This is a genomic window from Halobacillus sp. Nhm2S1 (assembly GCF_019599545.1).
Taxonomy (GTDB): domain Bacteria; phylum Bacillota; class Bacilli; order Bacillales; family Halobacillaceae; genus Halobacillus.
The window spans coordinates 469,771-492,151 of the sequence record NZ_JAIEZV010000004.1; the positions used below are offsets into that span (position 1 = coordinate 469,771).

22 protein-coding genes, 1 pseudogene and 1 riboswitch are annotated in these 22,381 nt (G+C 38.8%); of the genes and pseudogenes, 4 read left to right on the forward strand and 19 right to left on the reverse strand.

What is annotated here, in order from left to right; all coding sequences use genetic code 11:
• Window positions 1–30: 30 nt before the first annotated feature.
• Window positions 31–1,548, forward strand: a complete 1,518-nt coding sequence (locus K2225_RS17705) for a multicopper oxidase family protein (protein WP_220585958.1) — start codon at window positions 31–33, stop codon at window positions 1,546–1,548.
• 92 nt (window positions 1,549–1,640) lie between these two features.
• Here the strand turns inward: K2225_RS17705 and K2225_RS17710 are convergent, their stop codons facing one another.
• The 8 genes and pseudogenes from K2225_RS17710 to K2225_RS20120 all read right to left on the reverse strand — a co-directional run bounded on the left by K2225_RS17710 (window position 1,641) and on the right by K2225_RS20120 (window position 10,815).
• Window positions 1,641–2,789, reverse strand: coding sequence for an MFS transporter (locus K2225_RS17710; RefSeq protein ID WP_220585959.1), 1,149 nt, complete (start codon window positions 2,787–2,789; stop codon window positions 1,641–1,643).
• Between the two features lie 292 nt (window positions 2,790–3,081).
• On the reverse strand, window positions 3,082–3,990 hold the full coding sequence (locus K2225_RS17715) for an endonuclease I family protein (protein WP_220585960.1): 909 nt from the start codon (window positions 3,988–3,990) through the stop codon (window positions 3,082–3,084).
• 436 nt (window positions 3,991–4,426) lie between these two features.
• Complete coding sequence (locus K2225_RS17720; RefSeq protein WP_220585961.1) at window positions 4,427–5,365, reverse strand: nucleoside hydrolase; 939 nt, start codon at window positions 5,363–5,365, stop codon at window positions 4,427–4,429.
• Between the two features lie 75 nt (window positions 5,366–5,440).
• Window positions 5,441–5,542: riboswitch (purine riboswitch) on the reverse strand.
• A 390-nt stretch (window positions 5,543–5,932) separates the two neighbouring features.
• Window positions 5,933–6,379 carry a threonine/serine exporter family protein gene (locus K2225_RS17725; protein ID WP_220585962.1) on the reverse strand — a complete coding sequence of 149 codons (447 nt, stop codon included), beginning with the start codon at window positions 6,377–6,379 and terminating at the stop codon, window positions 5,933–5,935.
• Window positions 6,380–6,397: 18 nt separating this feature from the next.
• Complete coding sequence (locus K2225_RS17730) at window positions 6,398–7,141, reverse strand: threonine/serine exporter family protein (RefSeq protein WP_220585963.1); 744 nt, start codon at window positions 7,139–7,141, stop codon at window positions 6,398–6,400.
• A 617-nt stretch (window positions 7,142–7,758) separates the two neighbouring features.
• On the reverse strand, window positions 7,759–8,055 hold the full coding sequence (locus tag K2225_RS17735; protein WP_220585964.1) for a hypothetical protein: 297 nt from the start codon (window positions 8,053–8,055) through the stop codon (window positions 7,759–7,761).
• 338 nt (window positions 8,056–8,393) lie between these two features.
• A pseudogene (locus tag K2225_RS17740) lies at window positions 8,394–8,744 on the reverse strand (aldehyde dehydrogenase family protein); the annotation flags it as partial.
• Window positions 8,737–10,815 (reverse strand): BMQ_0737 family morphogenetic spore coat protein, encoded by a 2,079-nt coding sequence (locus K2225_RS20120; protein ID WP_255574663.1) that lies wholly within the window; start codon window positions 10,813–10,815, stop codon window positions 8,737–8,739. The gene K2225_RS20120 and the pseudogene K2225_RS17740, both read right to left, overlap by 8 nt.
• Window positions 10,816–11,510: 695 nt before the next feature.
• Here K2225_RS20120 and K2225_RS17750 point away from each other — a divergent pair.
• The gene (locus K2225_RS17750) at window positions 11,511–11,801 is read left to right on the forward strand and encodes a PA domain-containing protein (protein WP_370632776.1); all 291 of its coding nucleotides are present in this window, start codon (window positions 11,511–11,513) and stop codon (window positions 11,799–11,801) included.
• Between the two features lie 304 nt (window positions 11,802–12,105).
• Here the strand turns inward: K2225_RS17750 and K2225_RS17755 are convergent, their stop codons facing one another.
• From K2225_RS17755 to K2225_RS17795, 9 genes are all read right to left on the reverse strand, one after another.
• The gene (locus K2225_RS17755; protein ID WP_220585965.1) at window positions 12,106–12,402 is read right to left on the reverse strand and encodes a hypothetical protein; all 297 of its coding nucleotides are present in this window, start codon (window positions 12,400–12,402) and stop codon (window positions 12,106–12,108) included.
• Window positions 12,403–12,639: 237 nt separating this feature from the next.
• Window positions 12,640–13,914, reverse strand: a complete 1,275-nt coding sequence (locus K2225_RS17760) for an FtsW/RodA/SpoVE family cell cycle protein (RefSeq protein WP_220585966.1) — start codon at window positions 13,912–13,914, stop codon at window positions 12,640–12,642.
• Window positions 13,914–14,324: a PadR family transcriptional regulator gene (locus K2225_RS17765; protein ID WP_220585967.1), complete on the reverse strand. Its 411-nt coding sequence runs from the start codon at window positions 14,322–14,324 to the stop codon at window positions 13,914–13,916. Before K2225_RS17765 ends, K2225_RS17760 begins: the two co-directional genes overlap by 1 nt.
• On the reverse strand, window positions 14,324–14,863 hold the full coding sequence (locus K2225_RS17770; protein ID WP_206945505.1) for a sigma-70 family RNA polymerase sigma factor: 540 nt from the start codon (window positions 14,861–14,863) through the stop codon (window positions 14,324–14,326). Before K2225_RS17770 ends, K2225_RS17765 begins: the two co-directional genes overlap by 1 nt.
• Window positions 14,864–15,117: 254 nt before the next feature.
• Window positions 15,118–15,297, reverse strand: coding sequence for a hypothetical protein (locus K2225_RS17775; protein ID WP_220585968.1), 180 nt, complete (start codon window positions 15,295–15,297; stop codon window positions 15,118–15,120).
• A 304-nt stretch (window positions 15,298–15,601) separates the two neighbouring features.
• Window positions 15,602–16,201 carry a hypothetical protein gene (locus K2225_RS17780; RefSeq protein WP_220585969.1) on the reverse strand — a complete coding sequence of 200 codons (600 nt, stop codon included), beginning with the start codon at window positions 16,199–16,201 and terminating at the stop codon, window positions 15,602–15,604.
• Window positions 16,202–16,350: 149 nt separating this feature from the next.
• Entirely contained in the window at window positions 16,351–16,857 is a 507-nt protein-coding gene (locus K2225_RS17785) for a hypothetical protein (protein ID WP_220585970.1), read from the reverse strand.
• A gap of 224 nt (window positions 16,858–17,081) precedes the next feature.
• A complete protein-coding gene (locus K2225_RS17790; protein WP_220585971.1) occupies window positions 17,082–17,546 on the reverse strand; it encodes a GNAT family N-acetyltransferase in 465 nt (154 codons plus the stop codon).
• 204 nt (window positions 17,547–17,750) lie between these two features.
• Window positions 17,751–17,975, reverse strand: coding sequence for a hypothetical protein (locus K2225_RS17795; protein ID WP_220585972.1), 225 nt, complete (start codon window positions 17,973–17,975; stop codon window positions 17,751–17,753).
• Window positions 17,976–18,762: 787 nt separating this feature from the next.
• Here K2225_RS17795 and K2225_RS17800 point away from each other — a divergent pair.
• Together K2225_RS17800 and K2225_RS17805 are read left to right on the forward strand one after the other, a co-directional pair.
• Window positions 18,763–19,296, forward strand: a complete 534-nt coding sequence (locus K2225_RS17800) for a sigma-70 family RNA polymerase sigma factor (protein WP_008637533.1) — start codon at window positions 18,763–18,765, stop codon at window positions 19,294–19,296.
• Entirely contained in the window at window positions 19,277–20,686 is a 1,410-nt protein-coding gene (locus K2225_RS17805; protein ID WP_220585973.1) for a DUF4179 domain-containing protein, read from the forward strand. Before K2225_RS17800 ends, K2225_RS17805 begins: the two co-directional genes overlap by 20 nt.
• A 158-nt stretch (window positions 20,687–20,844) precedes the next feature.
• On the opposite strand, the gene K2225_RS17810 is transcribed toward K2225_RS17805, so the two are convergent.
• Complete coding sequence (locus K2225_RS17810) at window positions 20,845–21,033, reverse strand: hypothetical protein (protein WP_220585974.1); 189 nt, start codon at window positions 21,031–21,033, stop codon at window positions 20,845–20,847.
• A gap of 100 nt (window positions 21,034–21,133) precedes the next feature.
• Complete coding sequence (locus K2225_RS17815) at window positions 21,134–21,364, reverse strand: PF20097 family protein (protein WP_220585975.1); 231 nt, start codon at window positions 21,362–21,364, stop codon at window positions 21,134–21,136.
• Window positions 21,365–22,381: the final 1,017 nt, after the last annotated feature.

The following is a 22,381-nucleotide window of genomic DNA, read 5'->3' on the forward strand; positions in this document are numbered from 1 at the left end:
AAGTCCTAACGATCAAGAGGAGAGATAGGTATGCTGAAGAAGTTTGTGGACCCCCTTCCCATCTTGAAGACGATCCGCCCGACGAGTCATATTCAGAATGTCCCCTTCTATGAGGTGACGATGCAGGAAACCTTTCAGAAACTTCACCGAGACCTCCCTCCGACGAAGGTCTGGGGCTATAATGGGCAGTACCCTGGTCCGACTTTTCACGTTCAGAGACATCAGCCGATCCACGTGTTATGGAAAAATGCACTCCCTGAACGTCATTTTCTTCCCATTGACACGACCGTTCACGGAGCAAAGAAAAACAACCCCGAAGTACGGACTGTCGTGCACCTCCATGGAGGGGTGACGCCGGATACAAGTGATGGATATCCAGAAGCATGGTTCACCCGCAATTTTCGAAAAGTAGGACCCCATTTCACTCATAGGCTTTACACGTATCCTAATCACCAGCCCGCGACCAACTTGTGGTACCACGACCATGCCATGGGCATCACACGCCTTAATATTTACGCCGGCCTTGCCGGGATGTACATCATTCATGACAGGGAAGAAACCCGCTTAAATCTTCCATGTGGCCCCTTCGACATCCCGCTGATCATTCAGGACCGCTCGTTTCATGAAGATGGACGTCTCTTCTATCCGTCGGTACAAGACAAAACCGCAGCCGCTCCCCGCCCTTCTGTCGTACCAGAATTTCTCGGAGATACAATCCTGGTGAATGGCAAAGTATGGCCATATGTAAACCTAGAACCAAGGAGATATCGTTTCCGCATTCTGAACGGTTCAAACTCTCGCTTCTATCGTTTGACCCTTTCCAACGGAGCACCTTTTATACAGATTGGCACTGATCAAGGGTTACTTGAGTCACCGATCCGCGTCCCTTCACTTATATTAGCGCCTGCGGAAAGAGCGGATGTGATCGTCGATTTTTCTACTTGTTTTGGAGAATCAATCGTCTTGCAAAACGAGTACGAAAGGAAAGGAGAAAAACCGAACCCCGAAACGACGGGAAGTGTCATGCAATTCCGTGTGGTCAATTCTCTTACCTGTCGAGATGAAAGTTCCATACCCGTTCATCTGGCACCTGTACCCAAACTCACACAATATCAGCAAAAGAGGACCTTACGCCTCAATATGCGAAAAGATTCCTACGGGCGCAACATCCACTTGTTAGACGATCGCCTTTGGTCAGAACCCGTTTCAGCAATACCGAAGCTTGGTCAAACAGAAATATGGACGCTGATTAACGAGACTCAGGAGATCCACCCCATCCACCTTCATTTAGTCCGCTTCCAAATTCTCGATCGCCAACCTTTCGACCGTGATGTCTTTGAAGAGGAAGGACGCATCGTTTCTACTGGACCACGTGTCCCTCCAGCTTTGAATGAAAGAGGATGGAAGGATACCGTCCGGGCAAACCCTGGTGAAGTTACACGGATCATCATTCCATTCGGTCCTTACCCTGGGTTATTCGTGTGGCACTGCCATATTTTAGAGCATGAAGACTATGAGATGATGCGACCTTACATGGTAACTAGATGAACAGAAAAAGAGGCAGACAACAATAATAAAAAAGTTCTGTTCACAATCGTGACCAGAACTTTTTTCGTGATTCCGACTCATTCCTCTTTTTATTAAAATTCATTCCTTAACACCGGTAAAGTAAACAATTTCAACAAGCCGATAATACCTAACAACAGAAAGATCAAACTGTAAGTGGCATAAGCCAAAATCCAACCAAACACCGCCGGCCCGAGAATGGCCCCGATATTCAGTACGATGATACAAATACTGAACCCTTGGGCTGGGAACTTCGGAAAGACTTTTGCACTCCAAATGGGCAGATATGCCGCATATAACATGAAGGAAATCCCAAACGTCAATCCTGAGAAGCACACAAGCAGCCATCCTTGAGATAAGAACAGGACGGACATGCTGAGGGAATAAAGAACAATCGTCATTGTAAAACTCCACCTCATCCCCCACCTACTGATGAGTTCCCCCCCTAGCAATCCAGCCAGACCTCCTACACCTGTGATCAAGAAGAAAATTGCATTGGAGTTGGCGATTGAAAAGTTATCCTGCACAAAGTCCGCCGAATACGTCCAATAAGTAGACTCTGTGAATCCAAACAAAAACGACGCAGCATAGAACGGCTTCGTATATTTCGTAAACAATGGTTGAAGATCCGTGATTCTGATTCGCTTCACACTTGAATTCTCTTTCTTAAATGGTACCTCTTTATACGCCCACCAATAAATGAGGTACCCCATAACAGCTCCACCACCCCAGACCAGCCTCCAATTTCCGTCCAGGAACAAATAAATGGTAGAGATTATGATTAAACCTACCGTCGAGCCCGTACTGATAACGGCAAGCGTCCGTTTTTGAATGTTCTCAGGCAGGTGCTCGTGAACACTTTGGGAGAAAGAAGACCATGTAAGACCAGGGCTGAACCCTGCAAGCAAACAAGCGGCTGCAAAAATAATCCAGCTACCCGTAAGCGATGCAATTAACAAGCCCGTCGAAGCGGTCATGATCCCTGCCATAATGACATGCCTTGACCCGAACCTTGATACAAAAAGGACAACCGTCAACGCCCCCACTAAAAAGGTGACAAACGTTAGACTCGAAATCACCCCTAACATGGAAGTAGAAAGATCAAATTCATTTTTAAATTCACTGAACAATAACCCGTACCCGTACCGAAACCACCCAAATATGATCATTAAAGCAAGCAAACCAATCATGGATATAGGTGGTATCCCCTCTCTTTTTGTCATACATTCACCCCATCATCTCTTAGTTGTTTTTGTGCAATAACTTTTCCCACTCTTGGTCACGGTTAAAACGTAAAATTTGAAACTGATTAGTGTTATTCATAATCAAGAAGTAAACGTGGTATAGCAGAATCCTTTGAGATTTGATAGATGAAATAAAAAAAGTTGGACGCTCTTTTTTGAGAGTCCAACTTTCCTTTCAATTATAAACTTCATTTTAGGAATAGTTTATGCGAAAGTACCTCCCCCATTCCATCCTTGCGTTGCACCATATACAAAACGATCATCCTACATGTTAATGACTGCATAACCGAGCCGTCTCAACCGGATAATCAATAAACGGGTTCCGATTCCCCTGAAGCTCAAAAATCGCCTGATTCCGGTGAAGTTCATAGATTTCAGGCGGTTCATTCCTATGCCATTCAAGCATAAGATCCACATCTATTTTTTCTCTATGATTCGTTTCCAGACATTCCGGATATCTCAACAAAAAATAAAGCATCGCACGAGCCACCGTGCCTTTTGCGTATTCCGGTTCAAATAATTCGTCCTCTGCTTTTCCGCATTGATCTTCAATTCGAAGAACTCCCGCTTCTTGTTCAGCTGGATAATCATGAAAATCATGATAAGGATAATTACTTCTGATTGAATTACATAGAGGCTCGCACGTAAATAAATGGTGCAAGTCCCCCCGCATAGGCTCCTGTGCGTCATACCAAGATTGAGGAACGGCATGTTCACAATTGTATTTAAAGGCGTTAACAGCCTCCGCCATCACCTTCAGCAAATTCTCGTCCTCTTTGTTTGCTCTTAACTTTTGTTCACGTTTTTGGGAAGCAGCATAATCTTCCTGAATGACATCCTCAGGCTCTTTTACCTCACCGGAATAGATGCTCTGCAGCTTGCCATCCGGTCGCAGGTCTACCCAAGGGTAAACGTATGAGCTCGGGTCGTAGCGTAAGAAGTTTCTATGTGTTGACTGGATTAATTTCATAACCTTTTCTATTGCCATGCTGTTGGCAGAATCCGAAAAATCAACAGACGAATAATAATCTTGCTTCGTTTGATTGTTTTTACTTTCATCAAAGTACACCTGTTGATTCTTATCAATCGCTGCTTTATTTTTCTTCGCTTCTTTGATGATTTCATCTATTCGTTCCGGGTCCGTAGATACGGAAATTGCCTTGCTGATCATTTTATCCATCAGTTGATTCCTCCTAATAATCTATGTGAACTGTAAAGCTTTCTCTACTCTATGCATTCCACTCATTCGTTTCATTACCCTTTTATAGAAGTTAATAAATTTGAATAAGGTTCAGAAAAGTTCACGGGCTATTTGAATTTTAGATACATAATTAAGAGAGGGTATTATAATGATAAATTGAAAATGCCTGCTCCCAATTCGCTCAAATAAGATACTGTTGAGGAGTAAAGAATTACAAAAAAAAGATGGCAAGCAAATGCTCGCCATCTTTTTATAGGATAGGGGATAATGTAATTACCTCATTCCATCCATACACTTATTGATAAAAATAGCTTAAAATAGAAACTAAATTCCTTCATATATCAACCATTTCAACTAAACTAAGATACTTTTTAATTAATAACATTGATCTATATAAGTATGTTCCAATCAAATATCAACCTTGTCTTGATAACTCTGTCACGTATTCAAAGAACTCATCACGGTACACTTCATACACAAGATTCACCTTACGGCCGTTCTCAGACAACTCCGTTCTTCCCTGGCTCACCCCAGAGTCGTGGACGATGCTCTTCACTGTTTTTTTCTTCACGAGCCCTTCATTGCCGACCGTCGCCGTCGTCAACACGTCCCACAAAAAATAAGTCGAGTTCGTCTGGTTATGAACAAGCGGCGGAACCATCGCATAGCACTGACCGAGAAAGTCAATGCCCAGATCTTCGCGCTGTGATGCCCATTTTTGACGAACGTCGAGCGTCAACGGAACCATGTTCGTGCTCTCAAGAGCGACCAAGTCGATGACGATCGAGCTGTCCCAGACACGCTTCGCCGCTTCAGGATCCCAGAAAGCATTCCATTCCGCTGTTCCGTCATGCTCTGGTTCTTCAACGTTTCCAACCTCAAGGAACGTACCTCCCATCCAGACCAATTTCTCGATCTTACCTTCAATATCCGGCGCTTCAGCCAGTGCGCGGGCAAGATCCGTAAGCGGTCCGATGAACACGAGCGTCGTCGGGTCCTCTGTTTTACGGAGTGTCTGAATCAAATGCTCATGAGCTGGAATCGAGGCAAGCGGTGCATCGATGTTCCCTTTTTCATTCAACAGCGGAAGGGCGTCCACATAGAACGCATGCATGCGCCAGTCCTTCGGAAACGCGTTCACCCCGCGCGAGTTCGATGCCGCGACTTCGACCGACTTCCCATGGCCGAAACGGTCGATGATCTTACGGCTCGCATAAGCAGCAGGCTCCAAATAGCAATCGGCAGGAATGACGCCCACCCCTGTCAGTTCCACATCATCCATCTGTAATAAAAGGAAAAGCGACACAAGATCGTCGACTCCTCCATCATGGTTCAAATATACATTTTTCATCATCCATCTCCACCTCTCGTTGTATGCACGAAAAAAAAAAGACCTCTTTCCCGAAAATAAAAAAAGGAAAGAGGTCTCGCCGCGCGATTCTCTCCTTATAGTCCAGCTTATCTCGGCAGCTGGGTAGAAACGTGTGGGCCATCTTTCCACATATATATAAGGAATGCTGATTTAATTGCTTTCATTTTAGCATAGGGGGTAAATGGGGGCAATGCTCCATACGCAAGCGATGAATAGTAAGAAAATCCAACTGTTCACAAAAAAAGATGCTTCTCAATAGTTAAGTACACTATTGAGAAGCATCTACTATTACTCAAAAAGTTGGCATTTTGTTAGCAAAATCATTCAAAACCCTTATCCATCATGGGCTTGAGCGGTTATTACATCATGCCGCCCATTCACTCAGCTATTTAATAGGACAATAATAAGACCTACAAAACCTAATTATACTATGGTTTCCAGCGCAAAGTTAATTTATAAAATACAATAACTTTAAATACTTTATGAACTGTATCCAGTCATAATCCAGTGGATTATAATGACAAAAAAAGCGCAAGTGAGGCTCACCCGTTACCTCAATTGCACTTTTGTTTGTCTTATCTTTTTTATAATCTGGTTAAGCACTTCCGAGAACACGAGCCCAAATGCAATAGCACCAGATATCATAAAAGCTTTCGCTGCAATGGAAATAGCGACGCTGTAGTCATTTTGCACAAAGTTTCGCATGGCGTCATACGCGAGACTTCCTGGTACGAGAGGAATAATCCCTGGTACGCTAAATATAATCATAGGCGTTTTGTATATCCTTGCCAGCATCTGGCTGACCATGGCAATAACAAAGGAGGCGATGAGTGTAGCTGGGACACTGTCTACTTCTCTCCATACTAAGGATATGTAAATGACCCAACCAATCATGCCGACGAGACCACATTTGATGATTGTATTTCTTGGCGCCTGATAGATGATTCCAAAGGCAGCTGATGCAAAAAAGCTTGCTATGGCATATTCAATCAACATAGTCATTCCTCACGATCTCTAAAATAGTGCAAACATAACAGCAATACCCGCACCAATTGCAAAAGCCGTTAAAAAGGCCTCCGCCCCCTTGGCGAGTCCTGAGATAAGATGACCTGCCATCAAATCCCTTACAGCGTTGGTGATGAGCAGGCCAGGGACCAACGGCATGATAGAACCAACAACTACCTTATCAACTTCCTTCCCAATACCTAATGAAAAAAGGGAAAAGGCTGTAAAACCAATCAACAACGAAGCAATGAATTCAGCAACAAATTTAATTTCAAATAATCGAATAAAGTTAATTAATGCAATAAATCCTAGCCCTCCTGCTATGCAGGCTGGCAGGAAATCGTACCAACTCCCCTGAAACATGAGACTAAAGAAACCACTCGCTAACGTGGCAGCGATGATTTGCATGAGCATGGAATAATCTGTAGGACTGGTTTCAATTTTTCTAAGCTCTTTATACGCTACGTGAGTAGACATGTCTCCATTTGTAATGTTTCTAGAGACATTATTCGCGAGTTTTACTTTTTCGAGATTTGTCTCTCGTGCTGAAACTCTTACTAATTTTGCAGGGGCACCAGGGCTAATCGTAAACACAATCCCAGTAGGTGTTACATAACTTTGTGCTTCATCCCGTCCAAAAGATTGGGCAATCCGCGTCATCGTATCTTCTACACGATAGGTTTCCGCTCCATTTTGTTGCATGATCTTCCCCATTAATAAACATAACTCAATTAAGTCCTCTGTACGCTCCACTCGGTCACCTCAATTCGTATTACAGTATGTGTAGTGTATCTATTCATATACTAAAAGCTTAAAACCCTTTTAAGAATTTCCACTTTCTTTTGCACGACTGACCTGATCTTAGCTCCATATTTGTTCTTAAAGGATTCCCAATGTTGATGTTCATCAAAGAAAATTCATCGTAATATGTACAATACCACATCATCAAGGGCTGTAGTATTGTCAAAAGTCATACATTCTTTACTTTGAACAAAAACTAATAAAAGAACTATCAGGAAAAGAGGTGTGCATTAGTCCCTTTCCACACCTTGATTTCTTGAATGTAAAAACCATTCGGCTATGGGGACTTTAGATATTAATAATATTGGTATTTTTTCTGTTGGCGTTGGGAACAGTGACAGGTCCCATCGTTCACTCGATTTACGATGGCCAGATGACCGATATAAAGTAGAGGGAAATAAAAAACAAATCCTATTAGAAAAAGTTATTTGGATTGTAACGAAGTTAAATACAGATCCTATGAAAAGGATTTGTTACTTAGATAGCATTATCTCCACGAAATATTAGCTCTCATATGGGCCTTTATGCCTCTGAAATCTATACCAAGCAATTGAGGAACTACATTTTCCTTAATAACACCTTCCGGTTGCGTCATATCTTTCACCTTTAGCATTCTTAACCTGAATATTTTTGTCTGTTATGGTTTCCTTTATCAAAGGTTTTTCGAGTTCTATTGTCCATTGTTTGTCATGGGACACTCCAAATTCCAGACATCTCTCTTCCTGTGTGATTTGTTCTTCTTCAAAATCATCATAAGCCTTTGCATGAACACTCACTACTTCTTCTGAATTGCTCGATTGCCATAATACAACACCCACCCCAAATGTCACTAACGCTAACACTAAAGCTCCAACGGCAATTCCCATAATTTACTCACCACACCACTTCCCTACCTGATTTAGTGTTGGGTTACATTTAATTTTATGGAAAATTATAAGGGGTAACGTCAGGAGAGTTTGTTAAAAATTATCTAAATCTGCAGAATATCCATTTGAATTTCTTTTTATCCGTTAGTCTATACTTAGGGGCGATGAAAAGCAGATCAACATTAATGGTGTCTCCCTCAACTATCCTAAGGACAGTCGCTATTAACACACTTTTTTCAATTATAACTGTTATTTTGACCGGTATTTAGAATGAAGATGATTACTCAGCCATATTGACACATGATAAGCAACTTTGTCTGACGCACCTGTTCTATCGCAGCCAGTTTCCAGGACGCTTGAAGTAGAGGATAATTCCAAGGGGTGATCTGCCCACAAACACCAACCGGCTCGTGAACGACTTTACTAATAGAGTTTGGCACTGGAGAATCAATGATCTCGCCGCCGTTCTTATCCGCAATCTCTGCAAAATAACGGAAAACTCCAGCGATATCGTCCATGTCTTTACGACTTTCTTCTACTGTTTTACCAGTATCCAAGGATTCTAGATTCGCTAGTTCTTCTTTATCTCTCTCAATCAATTCAGCAATTCTACGTACGATTGCCCCACGCTCCGTTGCCGGAGTGGTCGGCCATTCGCCGTGATCGAAAGCTTCTCTTGCTTCAGCAACCTAGTAATGTTGGAGTATCGTCACAATCACCAATAAAGGTCATTGGGTTCACTTCTGCTGTGAATGTTGTAGAGAACGTATCTCCTGCGAAGTTAGTAGCGAAAACTGTCCATGTCCCCATATTCATATCGTCGATGGACAAAGTAATTTCCACTTCGAATATTCCACTAAATACATTTCCTTGAGCTCTTGCTGTACCTAAAACGCGCGCAAATGAGTTTCCTTCACACTCAATTTCGATTCTTCTTCCTTGGGTGAAATTAATCGTTGTTCCATCCGACCCAAATGCTACGTTAAAGTTATCGACAGCTGGATTACACATAGGGCTTGCAGTAAAACACTGCACCGCAGTCACGTTAATCGTTCCCTCTAAAGTATCACTAGATCCATTGTCCGTAATTTCTACTACCGCAGGAGCTGCCCCTCCCTGCACTCCAATACGGAACTTACAAGGACATTCTACTTCTGGACACTCCACAATGGTACCAACCATCATATCGACAATTGCACCGTCAATCATTGTGGTGGCCGTAATCATTACTGCTGTTGGCGGTGTCCCTTCTGGAATAGAAAGGGTCGTTTCAAATGTTCCATCGGCTTCTGAAATGGCCGGATTAGGGGTAAAGGTACCGATATTAGGGAAGATACTAAACGTAATTTCGGCATCCTCTACAGGCAAATCATCACAGAAGATGGTGCCTGTTATATCGCCTTCACACACAATGTTATCTGAGACATTCAATGTCAGTTCACAATCTTGTTCACAAAACACATTGGTAATAATTGTTTCTGTGAGAATCTGTCCTTCCACAGTTGCTGTAGCTGTAATTTCAACGTCGGTAGGGGGTGTACCTTCTGGCACGATTACTCCTGCAAAATAGTTACCAGCTTCGTCTGTGGTCGCAGGGTTAGGGTCGATTTCTACAATATCAGGATCTGCAGTGAATGTAATTTCCACACCTTCAATCACATCATTACCGCAACTGATTCTCCCTGAAATCATTCCGGTACAATCAATGGAACTCGGTCCGAAGAATGTCAGTAAGCACTCTTCTTCCGGACAAAAGACAATGGTCGATTCCGTGTCTGAAACAATTCGATCGTTTACATCCGTTGTTGCTGTAATGGTTACAGCTGTAGGATCTGTTCCTTCTGGGACAGTAATTGTCGCGACAAATGAACCATCCGGTCCTGTGACTGCTGGTTCAGGGCTAATAGTGGCAACATTAGGGGAAACTGTAAAAAAGACAACTGCCCCTGCAACAGGTTCACACTCACACACCACATTTCCTGCAATTTCACCTTCACAAAAAACTTCAGCATCTACAAATAATTCAATCCTGCATCGTTCACATATAAAAGGTACATCTTCAGCCCTTTTCCTGATTTCAAGGTTGGTCTGTTGTAAAATCCAGTCATATACCTTTTGAGTATTCACACAAATATGTTCCACTTGGGAAACTCTAGGTTTTGGAGTGCTACAATCCTTTCTTGTAACTAAAGTCGGAAGCTCTTCTGTAGATTCCTGACTTCCGAAGCCTAAATCGCATTGCGGAGGCAAGGATACGTTTCTTGGACAGAAGTCAGGTTGAAGAAAGTCTCTAGGTTCACAGAGCTCTACTGACAGTTCAACTTTCACATCAGCTACCACTTGTATATCCTGGCAAATATCAAGGAATATTTCCAAAGATTCATAAAAACCACCTTGACAATTTACACAGGAAAAACAGTTGAATTTACTAATTTTACAAGAAATTTCTGTCCCCTCAGGAGCACAGAGAAGTACACTTTCTACTCTACAAAAGGATACGGGTTCTGATGTACAGGTTTTCGACCCGTCCTTCACCTCCACAACAATATAACCTGATTTACGGATCATAACTTTCTGCAACGTGACCTCTTGCCCATTCGGCAAGATTACAGTGACATTTTCCCTTCCCCCGAGGGGCTTGATTTCCTCACAAAGGATGGAACCAGGACTTAGAGGATCCAGAGGATTACCATTCTCGTCTGCTAAAAAGCAGGAGGTCATCCCTCCCCCGGCCAATAATTCACAGAGTTCAGGGTTCATACATTCACGCCTTCCCTAAGCATTTATAATACTGTATGTGTGCAGTTAGACAATTGAATAGTCAATGCACCTAATATCACTTCCATTGTATTCAGCTTTCTTTCTACGGTTAATAAACCCTTCTACACCTTTTTAAGGGAATGGAAACACAATTAACATTTATTCACTTTAATATGCGTGAGATATTTACGATATTAAAAGAAATAGGAGTATATGGGAGAGGTTTCAACTTTTCTATCCTAATTAACAATACAAGAGTGAAAAAATTTTTGAGTCAACAACAAATCCTATCTAAGCCATCTAAAAAATCACGATTGTTGATGGCGTTAATTCCCGGCTGTTAATTACACCACTGTCTCTTAATGTCTCTAAAGATTTGTGAGAGCTTCGCCACTGTTCACCACACAAAATTATTCAAATTAACTTTGAACTGTTAAGAATGTAAACGATGGGGATACACCCTTAAAACACATATCCACAAAAAGAGGACGAGCAGTTGCTCGTCCTCTTTTTGTGGATATGGCCCCACTAGTGAGAACCATAAGTGCCTTCCCTTCCTAAATGAAAGAGCAGCTAAGATTCTTTATACTTATTAGCTTAAAAACAACAATATTTAAAAAAACAAAATAGAGCATTTTTTTCATCGATCTACTCAAGCTCCCCTAAAGTACGTAGGTCTCGCTTCCGAGGAGGATGTGTCGGATGCCGTTTCTGGTAAAATCGCTTTAATCGAAAGAGGCGAGGTCAGTTTTTATGAGAAAGTTCAAAATGTGCTCGATCAAGGTGCTGTAAGCGTCATTATGTTTAACCGGGAAAGAACAGAAGGCAACAATTTCGGTTATACATATGCAGGGCAGAACATTCCAGCTGTTGCAATTGATCAGGAATCTGGGTTGTCCCTCATAAATCAACTTCAGTCAGAAGAACTCATCGCAGGAGTATCCGTTCAAGAGGCTGGACCCATTGTCCACCTATTGCATTATTGAATATTAAATTATTAGTCATCTCTTCAGCTAATCCAAATTCCTTTAGCATTCAGCTTAGATAAAGTTCGAGTAGAAAAAAGCTACCTACTAAGTACAATTAAAAGCTCTCATACTTTATATACGATTTTGACTTAATTAAGTTCCAAAAGTCTTTTATCTCCAAACTGAATCTTCAAGTGTTCCGCTTAACTCTTTATAAAAAATGGCAATTATTCTTATAGAATAATCGCCTCAAGTTGATTAAAACACATTATTTGGATACTTCTCATGTTTTACTTTAGCAGCCACTACTTATAACTAAATTTTATTTATCCCTTGTAAAATAGAACCCTTGGCCATTTTCTTTGGATACAAAACCAGATAAAGCGGACGAATTTTCTACTATATTTTGTTCCTCTGCTGATATAATTACTCTAAGATCTCTTCCTTCATCTGTCTTATTAGTCTTATTTTCAAGCGCTACTTGTTCTTTTACTTTTACAACTCTATATTTATCACCATCACCAACGTTGGTTTGTCCTTCTGCTAATACTTGGCTAAATCCAAAAGATAATGCAGTAACACCTACAATACCAATACTGAACTTTAAAATTTTCTTCATATAGAATCCTCCTACTGTTTCACATCAAATTATAAAATCAACTATAAATAATACCACAAAAAATAAGAGAATATTCTTCAAAGACGCCTTTACTTGAAGACTTGATCTCAAGATATTAGCAGTGATAGTGCCTCCACATCACTCTATTGTCCTTTTAAGGATAAAGGTCAGGAACGGGTAATAGGATAGCATGGATATACAACTAGCGAGGACAGCTAGGACACATTCTCCTCGGTGTTATGAATGTTGAGATAACATCGCTCCTACGATAGCCTTCTTTCTGTACACACTTAAGATCAGTCCAAACACCACTGCATGTAAAACCATAGGATGAAAACCGTAACTTAAGAACGGGAGAGAAAAAGCCATAAATGGCAGCAATCCAAAGGACATTAGAAGATGATAAAGAAAAGGAACCGAATAAAAAGTTAGTCCCCCAGTAATGAGCATTTTTCCAAACTTATCGCTTATCTTTAGATTCACAACAACCAGCCGGACCATCAATAATAAAAGTACAAGAATGGTGATAAAGGATATGATCCAACCATAATTGTACGTTAAACTTACCAATACGAAGTCTGTATGGCCTGATGGAAGATTTTCAAGGTTTCCGCCTCGACCAAACCATTCCGTATTAGAAAGCATTTCTTGAACCCGGAGATAGACATACCCTTGTGAATCAGGATAATCTTCAGGGTGTAGGAAAGAAAAAAGCCTAACGAGCTGATATTCTTTAATTGGTGTTAACCATAAATATAAAGCAATAGCACTACTACCTCCACAAATAATTCCTGCCAATGCTTTTCGATTTAAGTTAATAAACCAGGCCATGGAAATAAACAGAACAATAAGAATCCCCGTCGAAATAAGATCGTAAGTATTTAGGTAAAGGTAAAGCGGAATGGACAACACGATCAAAGCCTTCCATAGCTTTGCTTTAGGAGTAGAAAAGAAAGAAGCAAATCCAAGAATGAAAAGGGGGATGAAGTAAATACCACTGATAGAAAACGGCCCAAATTCCAAGACTGGTTCTCCAATCACGTACGTAACGGGGCCATTGATGAGAAAATACAATCCCAAAAGCCCTGCCCCATAAAAGACCCACCCCCACTTCTGTAGTTTTCGATAATCTAAAAAGAAGAGAGCTGTAGCTATTCCAACTCCCATAAAAGTGTACACAAATTTACTTTCGAGGAGATAACCAAAGTCCTGATTGAAAACAAGGACCGGGAGAAAACTAATCCCCACACTCATCAATAATAGAAACACCATCCACCAGTCTGTTCTGTCACGGTACAGCTGATTAAAGTTTTTTCCTACTTCAATAGGGTTCCCCATCCGTTTGACTGCTTCTTCTTCCGCCCCTTCCTCAGAGTGCGATCCATCTCTAGTCAGTCTTTGTTTCTCCTGTTCGATATGGTAGGTCAGTTCTTTAGAAACCACTCGTTTCGCTTCTTTATTCTTTATAAACTTCTTTACATGCTCAATATAATGATTTTTATCCATTTTCATCATTCCAGCACCTCAGTTAAAGAGCGTAAAACAGCCAGATTATCAGGGGCCCGTTCATATTTATTTATGAGCTTTTTACCTTTATTCGTCAAAACATAATACTTTCCACCATCCTCTTTCCATCCTGAATGGGTATATCCTTTCTGTTCCAACCTATGAAGGATTGTGTACAAATGTCCTTCATGATCTTCAAACCTCACAATCCCTCTGGCTCTCAAATGCTTAGATAGTGTAAAGCCTGTTTTCTCCTGGACCAATAGTTGAAAAATAGAAAGTAAGACACTTTCTTCTCCCTCATTCTCATACTCGAGTTTTTTCTGTATTCCTTCCCTGAGCTTTCCGCTAAATTGAAGATTGTGAAATTCAAGCTTGTCCAGAGAATTTTTTAATTTCTTCAATCTCTCTTCCATTACAGACTCCCTCCTAATTTTTCTTTTAAAATTACTTTCGCCCTCTTCAACCGGGTTTTTATTGTATTTTCATTCTTTTTCAAAACCTTAGCCATTTCTTTTGTCGTCACTTCTTCGTAATAGTAAAGGTAGATCACCTCACGATATTTCGCAGGTAACTCCATAATGGAAGTCACCAGTTCTTTGTCCACGTAATCTTGAATAACTTCATCCTCTGTACTTAAGTGTTTTTGTTCAGCGTGCATTACCTTTTCTTCAGAAACCACCACTTTACGGTTATACCAGCTTCTCAGATAATCCTTACTATGATTTATCGCAATGGTCCATATCCACGTCCTAATTTTTGACTTGCCATTATACTTATGTAAGTTCCTATAGCACTTCATGAAAATTTCCTGTGTTAGGTCCTCTGCGATTGCTTGGTTCTTCACATATGAGTAGACCAGTTGGAGAACAGACTGGCCATAAGTATCCATGATTTCTTGAATGGCTCGCTCTTTATCTTGAATTTCCATAAACTTCTCAATCGACTCTTCCATCTTCAACCCTCCTGCTCTATTTAACGATTCTAAACGGGGATTAGTTTTAGGAAATAATAAAAAGGACGACTATTCATATTGAATAATCGCCCCCTTTACTTCAATATAACAATTTAATCAGCACTTTTTTTCACAATCTGCAAAATTCTGACTAGTGATTTTCCAAAAAGAATACTTTCAGTTCTTTAAATGATTACTCTATTCACTTCATGGTTATTATCCGAAAAGATATAGCAATTTTAAGGATATGCTTTTCAATGCTGAGTTGTTGACCTATTCTTTCTCTTTGTTGATAACATATGGACTCCAACAGCAATAAGCAGTAAGAAGCTTAAATTTATTAAGCGGTAAATCAAAGCAACTCCATCAAATATATCTAGTACACCGTGAATTAATACAGCAAATAATATGAAATACATTACTGTGTTTTTCATATTACTCCCCCTTTTTTAATTGGTATAATTTTCAGCTATTTTGTGTAGATCAACCGTACCACATTATCCATATTTTGTAATTAGATGATCTACTAAACTTCTAGGAAAATTTCACTAAAAGTAAAATGCAAATTGTTTAAATAACAAATCTATCTGAATTCAAGTCTTCCTAACCTGCCCGTTATCAAAAAAAGCGAATGCTCTTATTGAACAATCGCCCCCGTTTCACGAAGACTTGATTTCGAGATATTGAAGCAGATCCTCAACTAAGGCACCCGTTAGCTTAAGTGTAGGATTTAACAACCTATAAAATATCAAAAGAAACAATTTCCCCCTCACTATTCAATCCTCGGAAACTGAAACTTCCTACATCGGCATTAGGTAACCTACTTTTATGAACTGCAAATCCTTCGCTTACATCCATTTCAATAAACACTGATGATTGTTCTTTAACTACACTTAATGGTGTGCTTTTTTTATCATTCTGTTCATTACTAACGATCACCTTTTCAATTTCCTTATCCAACACTTCTGCTGCGACTACTACATCATAAATCCCTTTATCGTTTATTTTAGAACCAGACCAAGTGATGTTCATTTTTTCATCATCAGTTTGTCCGCTAATTGAAATGATATTGGTAACCCTTTTCAATATCCCTAATGGTTTTTCAATTACTTTTATAAAATTGACTCTACCTGTATGCCAAATAACGATTTTTTCATCTTCTAATTCTTTTTCAAACACGATTTCGCCATCTTGATTGGGAAACGTATATCTAATTGCAGAATGTTCGGTTATAGCGTATCCTCCTAAAACTGAAGGACCAAAATACACGCTGATTGATAGCAATAACAATACGCTAAATGTTAATAAAAAGCGCTTTTTGAACTTATTTGATTGCAAACTGGCTTATTCCTCTCTGTTGTAATTCATTAAATGTACAGTGGTTTGTTCAACTAAACTGCTTCATTAGTTGAAAAGCGATTATCTATATTGAACAATTGCCCCCGTTTCCTTGAAGACTTGATTTTGAGATATATTAAAGCAGATCTTTAACTAACGCACCCGTCAGTTAAAGATCCCTTTTTAATTATAAAATCTATTTTCTCTTCCATTGTCTTATTTTTATCTTGCCACTCAATACTCATATAAATATCGCTAACATTTTTAAGTGATATAGGTACTCCATTATCACCTAAAAAAGCTCCACCTACAGTAGCTCCTGTAGTCATTTGGGTTATGTCTGATTCACTTCCCTTTACTGACTTTGCCTGAACAAGCCTATCTTCATTATCTATAACAGCATAGACTTCAAGATGAAAGAAATCAGTGCTATTCTCCGTTTTATTCTTCATAGTTAGGCTTCCGTTTCCTGCTTTGAATATATCGGGTTTGATTTCAATTTCATAGGAATCCACTTCCCAACTCTCACTTTCTCCTGATAATGATAAGTAATAATTATAATTTATTGCTTTTTCGTTACTATCACAACCTGAAAGCAAAAAAATAGCTAAAACTAAACCGAACGAAAAAAAATTCATTCCTTTTTTCAGTAACATAACTCTCTCACCTTCTTGATCCTTTTTTATCTATTATCTGTCTTAATCCAAACTGTTACGTTAGTTACAAATAACAATTATTTCAAAATATCTCCATGAACTCAATCCTTTTTCCACAAAAAAGAAGCTTATCCATCTTAAGGATAAGCCCCCCCGTTTGCGAAAGACTCGGAATCGAGATATCTAAAACTCTAATAATACGTACCTCGGATTTAACCATCCACTTATAAGGTTTTCTCCATCGATATTCTCGTATTATAATACCCTAGCTTCTTGTATAATCGGTAAGCCCCCTCATTTTTTCCAAAAACACTTAATCCAATTGATTTTATTCCCTGTTCTTTGAGCGTATCTTGAAGCTTTTCAATCGTATTTGTCCCAAAACCTTTCCCTCTATGATTTTCATCTATTAAGATATGGTATAAGTATGCTCCATTAATCTCTGGAATTACGCTATACCACAGGAGTCCTACATGTTCATTTGAGTCAGCGTGTATTATTGTGTGTACACATTGCCCCTCAGTAGCCAATCCATCCTTAAACATATCATCTATCATCATCTTAGATTCCTCTAGCGCTTGCTCAGCTGTTAAGTTGAAATTTTGAGTAATTTCATTAGCATTGTCAGAAATCAAAAACTCTTTATACCTTATAAATTCTATTTCATCCATATTACTTAATTTAATCATTATATCTCCCTTTCTATAAAAACTGTGCCTGAACCTTGATCTCTTACATTGGTAGAGGGAAGGTGTTGATGCCTCCGTACTAATACTATTCAAGTCCACAGCTATTATATTAAAAAACGATTATACTTATTGCACAATCGCCCCCGCTAGTGGAAGACTCAGTACTGAGATAAATAAAATTGTAGCAGTTTTGACAAGTAACTTTTAAAATATATTGATAGCTAGCAACAGGAGATATGGGCTAAGAATTAGTAGTACATGCATGGTAATTAGTTTTCGATTATTAGTACCAAATGCAATCGCTCCTCCAAACAAACCACAAAGAAAAGTAATAATCAAAGTGACTAATGCTCCGTAATCCACAAAGAAAAACCAATAATAAGACAGTAATCCAACAACAAAAATAATTCCTGAAATTATGTAAGGCATACTTTGCTCCTCCTAACCGTATTTAACGTCACGTCTTGAGACTTAATAAAACCTAAGATTTAATAACAATCATATTAGTCTCAGTATCTTCTTTGTAACTTTTTCACAATAGCCCCCGTTTCTTGAAGACTCAGTTTCAAGATAACTTCACTAAACCCCTCGTTCGCTAATTATCTCTAGGAAATTCTATAATAAAAGAACGCACAAAGTGCATAGAAAGGGGCAGCCAAACAAATAAAGGTTAATCCAGATTTTATTTCTTCAATAGTATATAGGTGAGAATAAAATAAAAAATATACTAGCCAAGAAATTAATGATATAGACGCAATTAAATAATGAAATACTTCGTCTTTTTTTCTATAATCCATTACCTCACTCAACATAAAAGCCCCTTTCAAATGTATTTATAAATCCGCTGTAACTTATGTACGAGATAAAACGATTTTAGTTTCAAAATTGGCTGTTATATCGAAGCTTAGTCTTCAACACCCCTGACTAAACATTAAAAGGGGGCAATTCCATTATTATAGAATTGCCCCCTTATCTGGAAGACTCGATTTCGAGATAAATTCAAATATGATTGGATTTCTACCTACATCGAAATAGTGAGATACCTCTATTTTCTTCTTCAATTCCAATACGTATAATTCCTCCTACAGTCAAATATATCTGGAACTTTTATAGATTATATCCAAGTTTTATATGTTAAGGTCTATCATAGTTCAAAAAAAAAAATATTGAAACTTTTCGAAGGGCTGCTCCCTCATATAAGTAAGGAGGTGACACATTGGCACACAAAAAGACGGTCAAAAAAGCGATCAAAGGAAATGCAGAGGCCTTTGAATTATTAATTAACGAACAAAGAGAAAAACTTTATAAAACGGCTTGGCTTTATGTCAGAAATAAAGAGGACGCCCTCGATATTGTACAGGAAGCTGTTACCAAAGCCTTTGTGTCTTTAGCTCAGCTAAAAAAGCCTGAGTTGTTTAACGCCTGGCTGATGAAGATTTTAATACATACGGCTTATGATGTCCTTCAAAAGAAGAAGAAGGTTGTTCTTACGGATGACTTCTCTAACTTCCAAAGGAAAGAATCCATAGAGGTAGAAGAAAAAATCGACTTAATCTCAGCGATAACTAACCTGGATTACCATTACAGAACGGCTATTATCCTTTTTTATTTTCATGACCAGTCCATTCACACCATTTCTGAAATCATGGATAAGCCAGAAGGAACCATTAAAACGTACCTTCGTCGTGCCAAGGGTGAACTAAAAAAGGTGTTAGGGGGAGTGAATATCGATGAAAAAAGACTGGTTTGAGGAACGTTGGAATTCAATCGAAGTCCCTGAAGAAGAGTTAGACAAGGCTATTACAAACGGCATTCAAGCAGGTAAAAAAGAAACTTCCAATAAAAAGCACTGGAAGTTACCTGCCATGGTCTCATCGGCAGCTGCTTCGCTGATCCTGGTCTCTGGATTAGTTTTTTCACCCATAACCGAAGTCCTTGCGAAAGTCCCTTTACTAAATTTTGTTTATGATGAAATTTCCTTTCCTGTCGGGAGTGAGTTATTTAATAAACAGTTAGTCACAGAACTTAATGAAACAGCCACAAGTAACGGTGTAGACGTAACCATAACCAGTGCCTATTATGACAACACTCTCCTTGGTATTACGTTTAAAGTAACATCCGACCAGCTTTCGATAGAGGCTATGGACAGAAAAAACAGTCCACAAGCTGGTTATAGTTATTATTTATTTGATGGGGATGAACAAAATCAATGGGGAGGTTCCATGAGTCAATTAAAAGAAACAGAGGAAGGGTTTGTCGGAGCCATGGAGTTTCAACAACGCGACCAATCCATAGGTAAGGACTTTACTCTTCCGATCACCTTTACTTCCATCCTAGGTAAGAAAGGGACATGGAAATTCGACATTCCCATTAAACAAAGAACTTCAGAAAAAATAAAAATAGACGACCATGCTACAACAACCAAAGGGAACTTTTCCATTAATATTAATTCTATAACCAAAGGAGAAGCTACGACTATTCTTAATTACACTACCACCCGGCCTCCAAATGGAGAAGATGACCACTTTAGTATTGACGTGGTGGATGCACAAGGAAACCAATTGTCGAAAAGGAACATCGGTAAAACATTAAGTGTAGATGAAACCAATGAATTTATAAAAGTGAAGGAGCAGTCTCTTTTCACAAGTAAACTCAACGAGAAGGATGACTATATTGTTATTCATCCTAAAGTAAGCAGAGATGAATTTGATACAATACAAGCTTTCCAGAAGACTCCCTTTGAAATTGAGAGCAAGCGATTTGGATACACAATGGTTGTAGAAAATGTTCAAATTAACCATCGACAGCTAACGATTGATTATTATCTTAAGAATGTAGATCAAGAAAAATTAAAGAAAGATAACTTCCTTAATTTCGCCAATCAAATTAAGCTTATCCGGTCTGAAGACGTAATTGCAGAGGCAGATGGTCAAGCTCAGTATGAAGCTTTAAAAGAAGACTCTCTTATCTACGGTAATAATGGAAAAATTATTAATCAAGGTGAATTGCATTTACAGTCAACATTTGAACTAAAATCAGATTTCAATCTTAAGGAATATTCGCTTATGGTTCCCTTTGGAATTTTCAGTTCCAACGCTCCAATAGAATTAGATCCTACTAAAGTTGATATTTCTTCTTGATAATTTATCTTCCATTCAAAAAACAGCGCAACTTCTAATTTGGAAGTTGCGCTTCATTTTGGAAATAAGATGTTTTTATAGAAAAGCCCCCGTTAGTTGAAGACTCGATATTGAGATAAAACGATAAAAATAAATCCTAATACCTTATGTAGTTCAGATCACTTTTTATCTCCTTGGGAAAGCTTGTCTATTTTTTCTTCCATTCGACTTAATTGTATATTTCTATTTCTAGCATTCACAACAAGTGTAAATACCCCTACGATTACAGCAACCAAAATGAGAAAGAAAACCAGTTGAACAATTACATCACCAACAATTAAACCGCCGATTGTTGCCATTAAAAGCATAATTACCCCCCCCCCATATTTCATATTCAAACATTGGAATAAAACGGCCACTTATTAGAGTAACACCCCCGTTTATTTAATAAGTTAAGTTCAAAGTTTGCTATTTTAAATCTTTGTTTTCCTTATGTTTGAATATAACTACACTACACTCTTCACACCTTAGCGCTGGAACTTTTTTGACTTTTAACCATGCATCACCTATTAATGTTTCACTTCCAAAATCCGCAAAGATGGAATCAGGCGAGTCTGACCAGCAAATTCTTCTAGGAGAGAAAATATATCCTTTCTTCAAATCGTTACCACATTCAGGGCATCTTACAATATCGTCCATTTTTATTTACACCACCTTCTCTTTCTCTTATTTCTAGAAGTTTCTTTTTCATTCTTACCTAATCGCCCCATAACTCATTTCTTATTACACATACGATACCAATCCTATTTTGTTTCAACACTTTCTATTATCTCAAAACTGAATCTTCAACTAACCTGCTGAAAACATAAAGAAAAGGGCAATTCTTCTGTTATAGAATTGCCCCCATTTGTGGAATACTTGAATTCGAGATATTTGCTTAAATCGTTAGTATTGTTTCGTTCTTTTTATTAACTCAAAGAAAAAGTCTAGTTTATGAAATGTCTAGATAATAAGAATAGCCAAGGACTCACTAAGAGTAGAACGCTTAGATACATATAGTTGCGTTTTTCAAGCCCAATCGCTATCGCCCAACTAAACACACTACATAAAAATGTCAGTATTAGGGTCGTAATAATTCCATACTCCTGAAAAAAAGGCATAGCGAAAGACAAAATTCCAACGCCAAGTATAATCCAATACATTACATACGGTGACTTTTTTGTTTCCATTTCAATCTACCTCCTTTCAAGAATTCATTTTCCTTATATTTACCTGACTGCAAGCAAATTCGTTAGCGGATGATCTCTTGAGCAGCGCCCTCGTTTCGTGAAAACCCGAATTTCGAGATTGCTCATATTGAACAAACGCCCCCTTTTACGGAAGACTTGATTTATAGGTATTGAAGAGAATATGTAACTAAACCCAATCGCTAGAACCATAAGGATGTTTTACATTCTAGTGTTCCTTCCTTTAACAAATTTCATATTCAAAATTGAAGACCAAGCAAATGCAGATATCAACCCAATCCAAAAAACAACGAAATTTGAAAACAAGTAACTATTGAAAATATAAAAGTATGTTTGGTTCAAAAACAAAGTTATTAAGAAGGCATAAAAGCCTAAAACACATCCCTTTCCCCAATGATCTGTTTCCTTTTCAGACATCTTTTTGAAAAATATCCCCATCCCATATCCTCTTTTCTAAAACTAATATTGA

Bases quoted from the DNA above. Each gene is read 5' to 3' on its own strand.
- K2225_RS17765 (WP_220585967.1), bottom strand. From the start codon at position 14,324: ATGGAAGAGAGATTGAAGAAATTAAAAAATTCTCTGGACAAGCTTGAA.
- K2225_RS17720 (WP_220585961.1), bottom strand. From the start codon at position 5,365: ATGATGAAAAATGTATATTTGAACCATGATGGAGGAGTCGACGATCTT.
- K2225_RS17760 (WP_220585966.1), bottom strand. From the start codon at position 13,914: ATGAAAATGGATAAAAATCATTATATTGAGCATGTAAAGAAGTTTATA.
- K2225_RS17710 (WP_220585959.1), bottom strand. From the start codon at position 2,789: ATGACAAAAAGAGAGGGGATACCACCTATATCCATGATTGGTTTGCTT.
- K2225_RS17810 (WP_220585974.1), bottom strand. From the start codon at position 21,033: ATGCTTTTAATGGCAACAATCGGCGGTTTAATTGTTGGTGATGTAATT.
- K2225_RS20120 (WP_255574663.1), bottom strand. From the start codon at position 10,815: ATGAACCCTGAACTCTGTGAATTATTGGCCGGGGGAGGGATGACCTCC.
- K2225_RS17805 (WP_220585973.1), top strand. From the start codon at position 19,277: ATGAAAAAAGACTGGTTTGAGGAACGTTGGAATTCAATCGAAGTCCCT.
- K2225_RS17795 (WP_220585972.1), bottom strand. From the start codon at position 17,975: ATGCCTTACATAATTTCAGGAATTATTTTTGTTGTTGGATTACTGTCT.
- K2225_RS17735 (WP_220585964.1), bottom strand. From the start codon at position 8,055: ATGGGAATTGCCGTTGGAGCTTTAGTGTTAGCGTTAGTGACATTTGGG.
- K2225_RS17785 (WP_220585970.1), bottom strand. From the start codon at position 16,857: ATGTTACTGAAAAAAGGAATGAATTTTTTTTCGTTCGGTTTAGTTTTA.
- K2225_RS17775 (WP_220585968.1), bottom strand. From the start codon at position 15,297: ATGAAAAACACAGTAATGTATTTCATATTATTTGCTGTATTAATTCAC.
- K2225_RS17770 (WP_206945505.1), bottom strand. From the start codon at position 14,863: ATGGAAGAGTCGATTGAGAAGTTTATGGAAATTCAAGATAAAGAGCGA.
- K2225_RS17755 (WP_220585965.1), bottom strand. From the start codon at position 12,402: ATGAAGAAAATTTTAAAGTTCAGTATTGGTATTGTAGGTGTTACTGCA.
- K2225_RS17725 (WP_220585962.1), bottom strand. From the start codon at position 6,379: ATGTTGATTGAATATGCCATAGCAAGCTTTTTTGCATCAGCTGCCTTT.
- K2225_RS17715 (WP_220585960.1), bottom strand. From the start codon at position 3,990: ATGGATAAAATGATCAGCAAGGCAATTTCCGTATCTACGGACCCGGAA.
- K2225_RS17705 (WP_220585958.1), top strand. From the start codon at position 31: ATGCTGAAGAAGTTTGTGGACCCCCTTCCCATCTTGAAGACGATCCGC.
- K2225_RS17815 (WP_220585975.1), bottom strand. From the start codon at position 21,364: ATGGACGATATTGTAAGATGCCCTGAATGTGGTAACGATTTGAAGAAA.
- K2225_RS17790 (WP_220585971.1), bottom strand. From the start codon at position 17,546: ATGATTAAATTAAGTAATATGGATGAAATAGAATTTATAAGGTATAAA.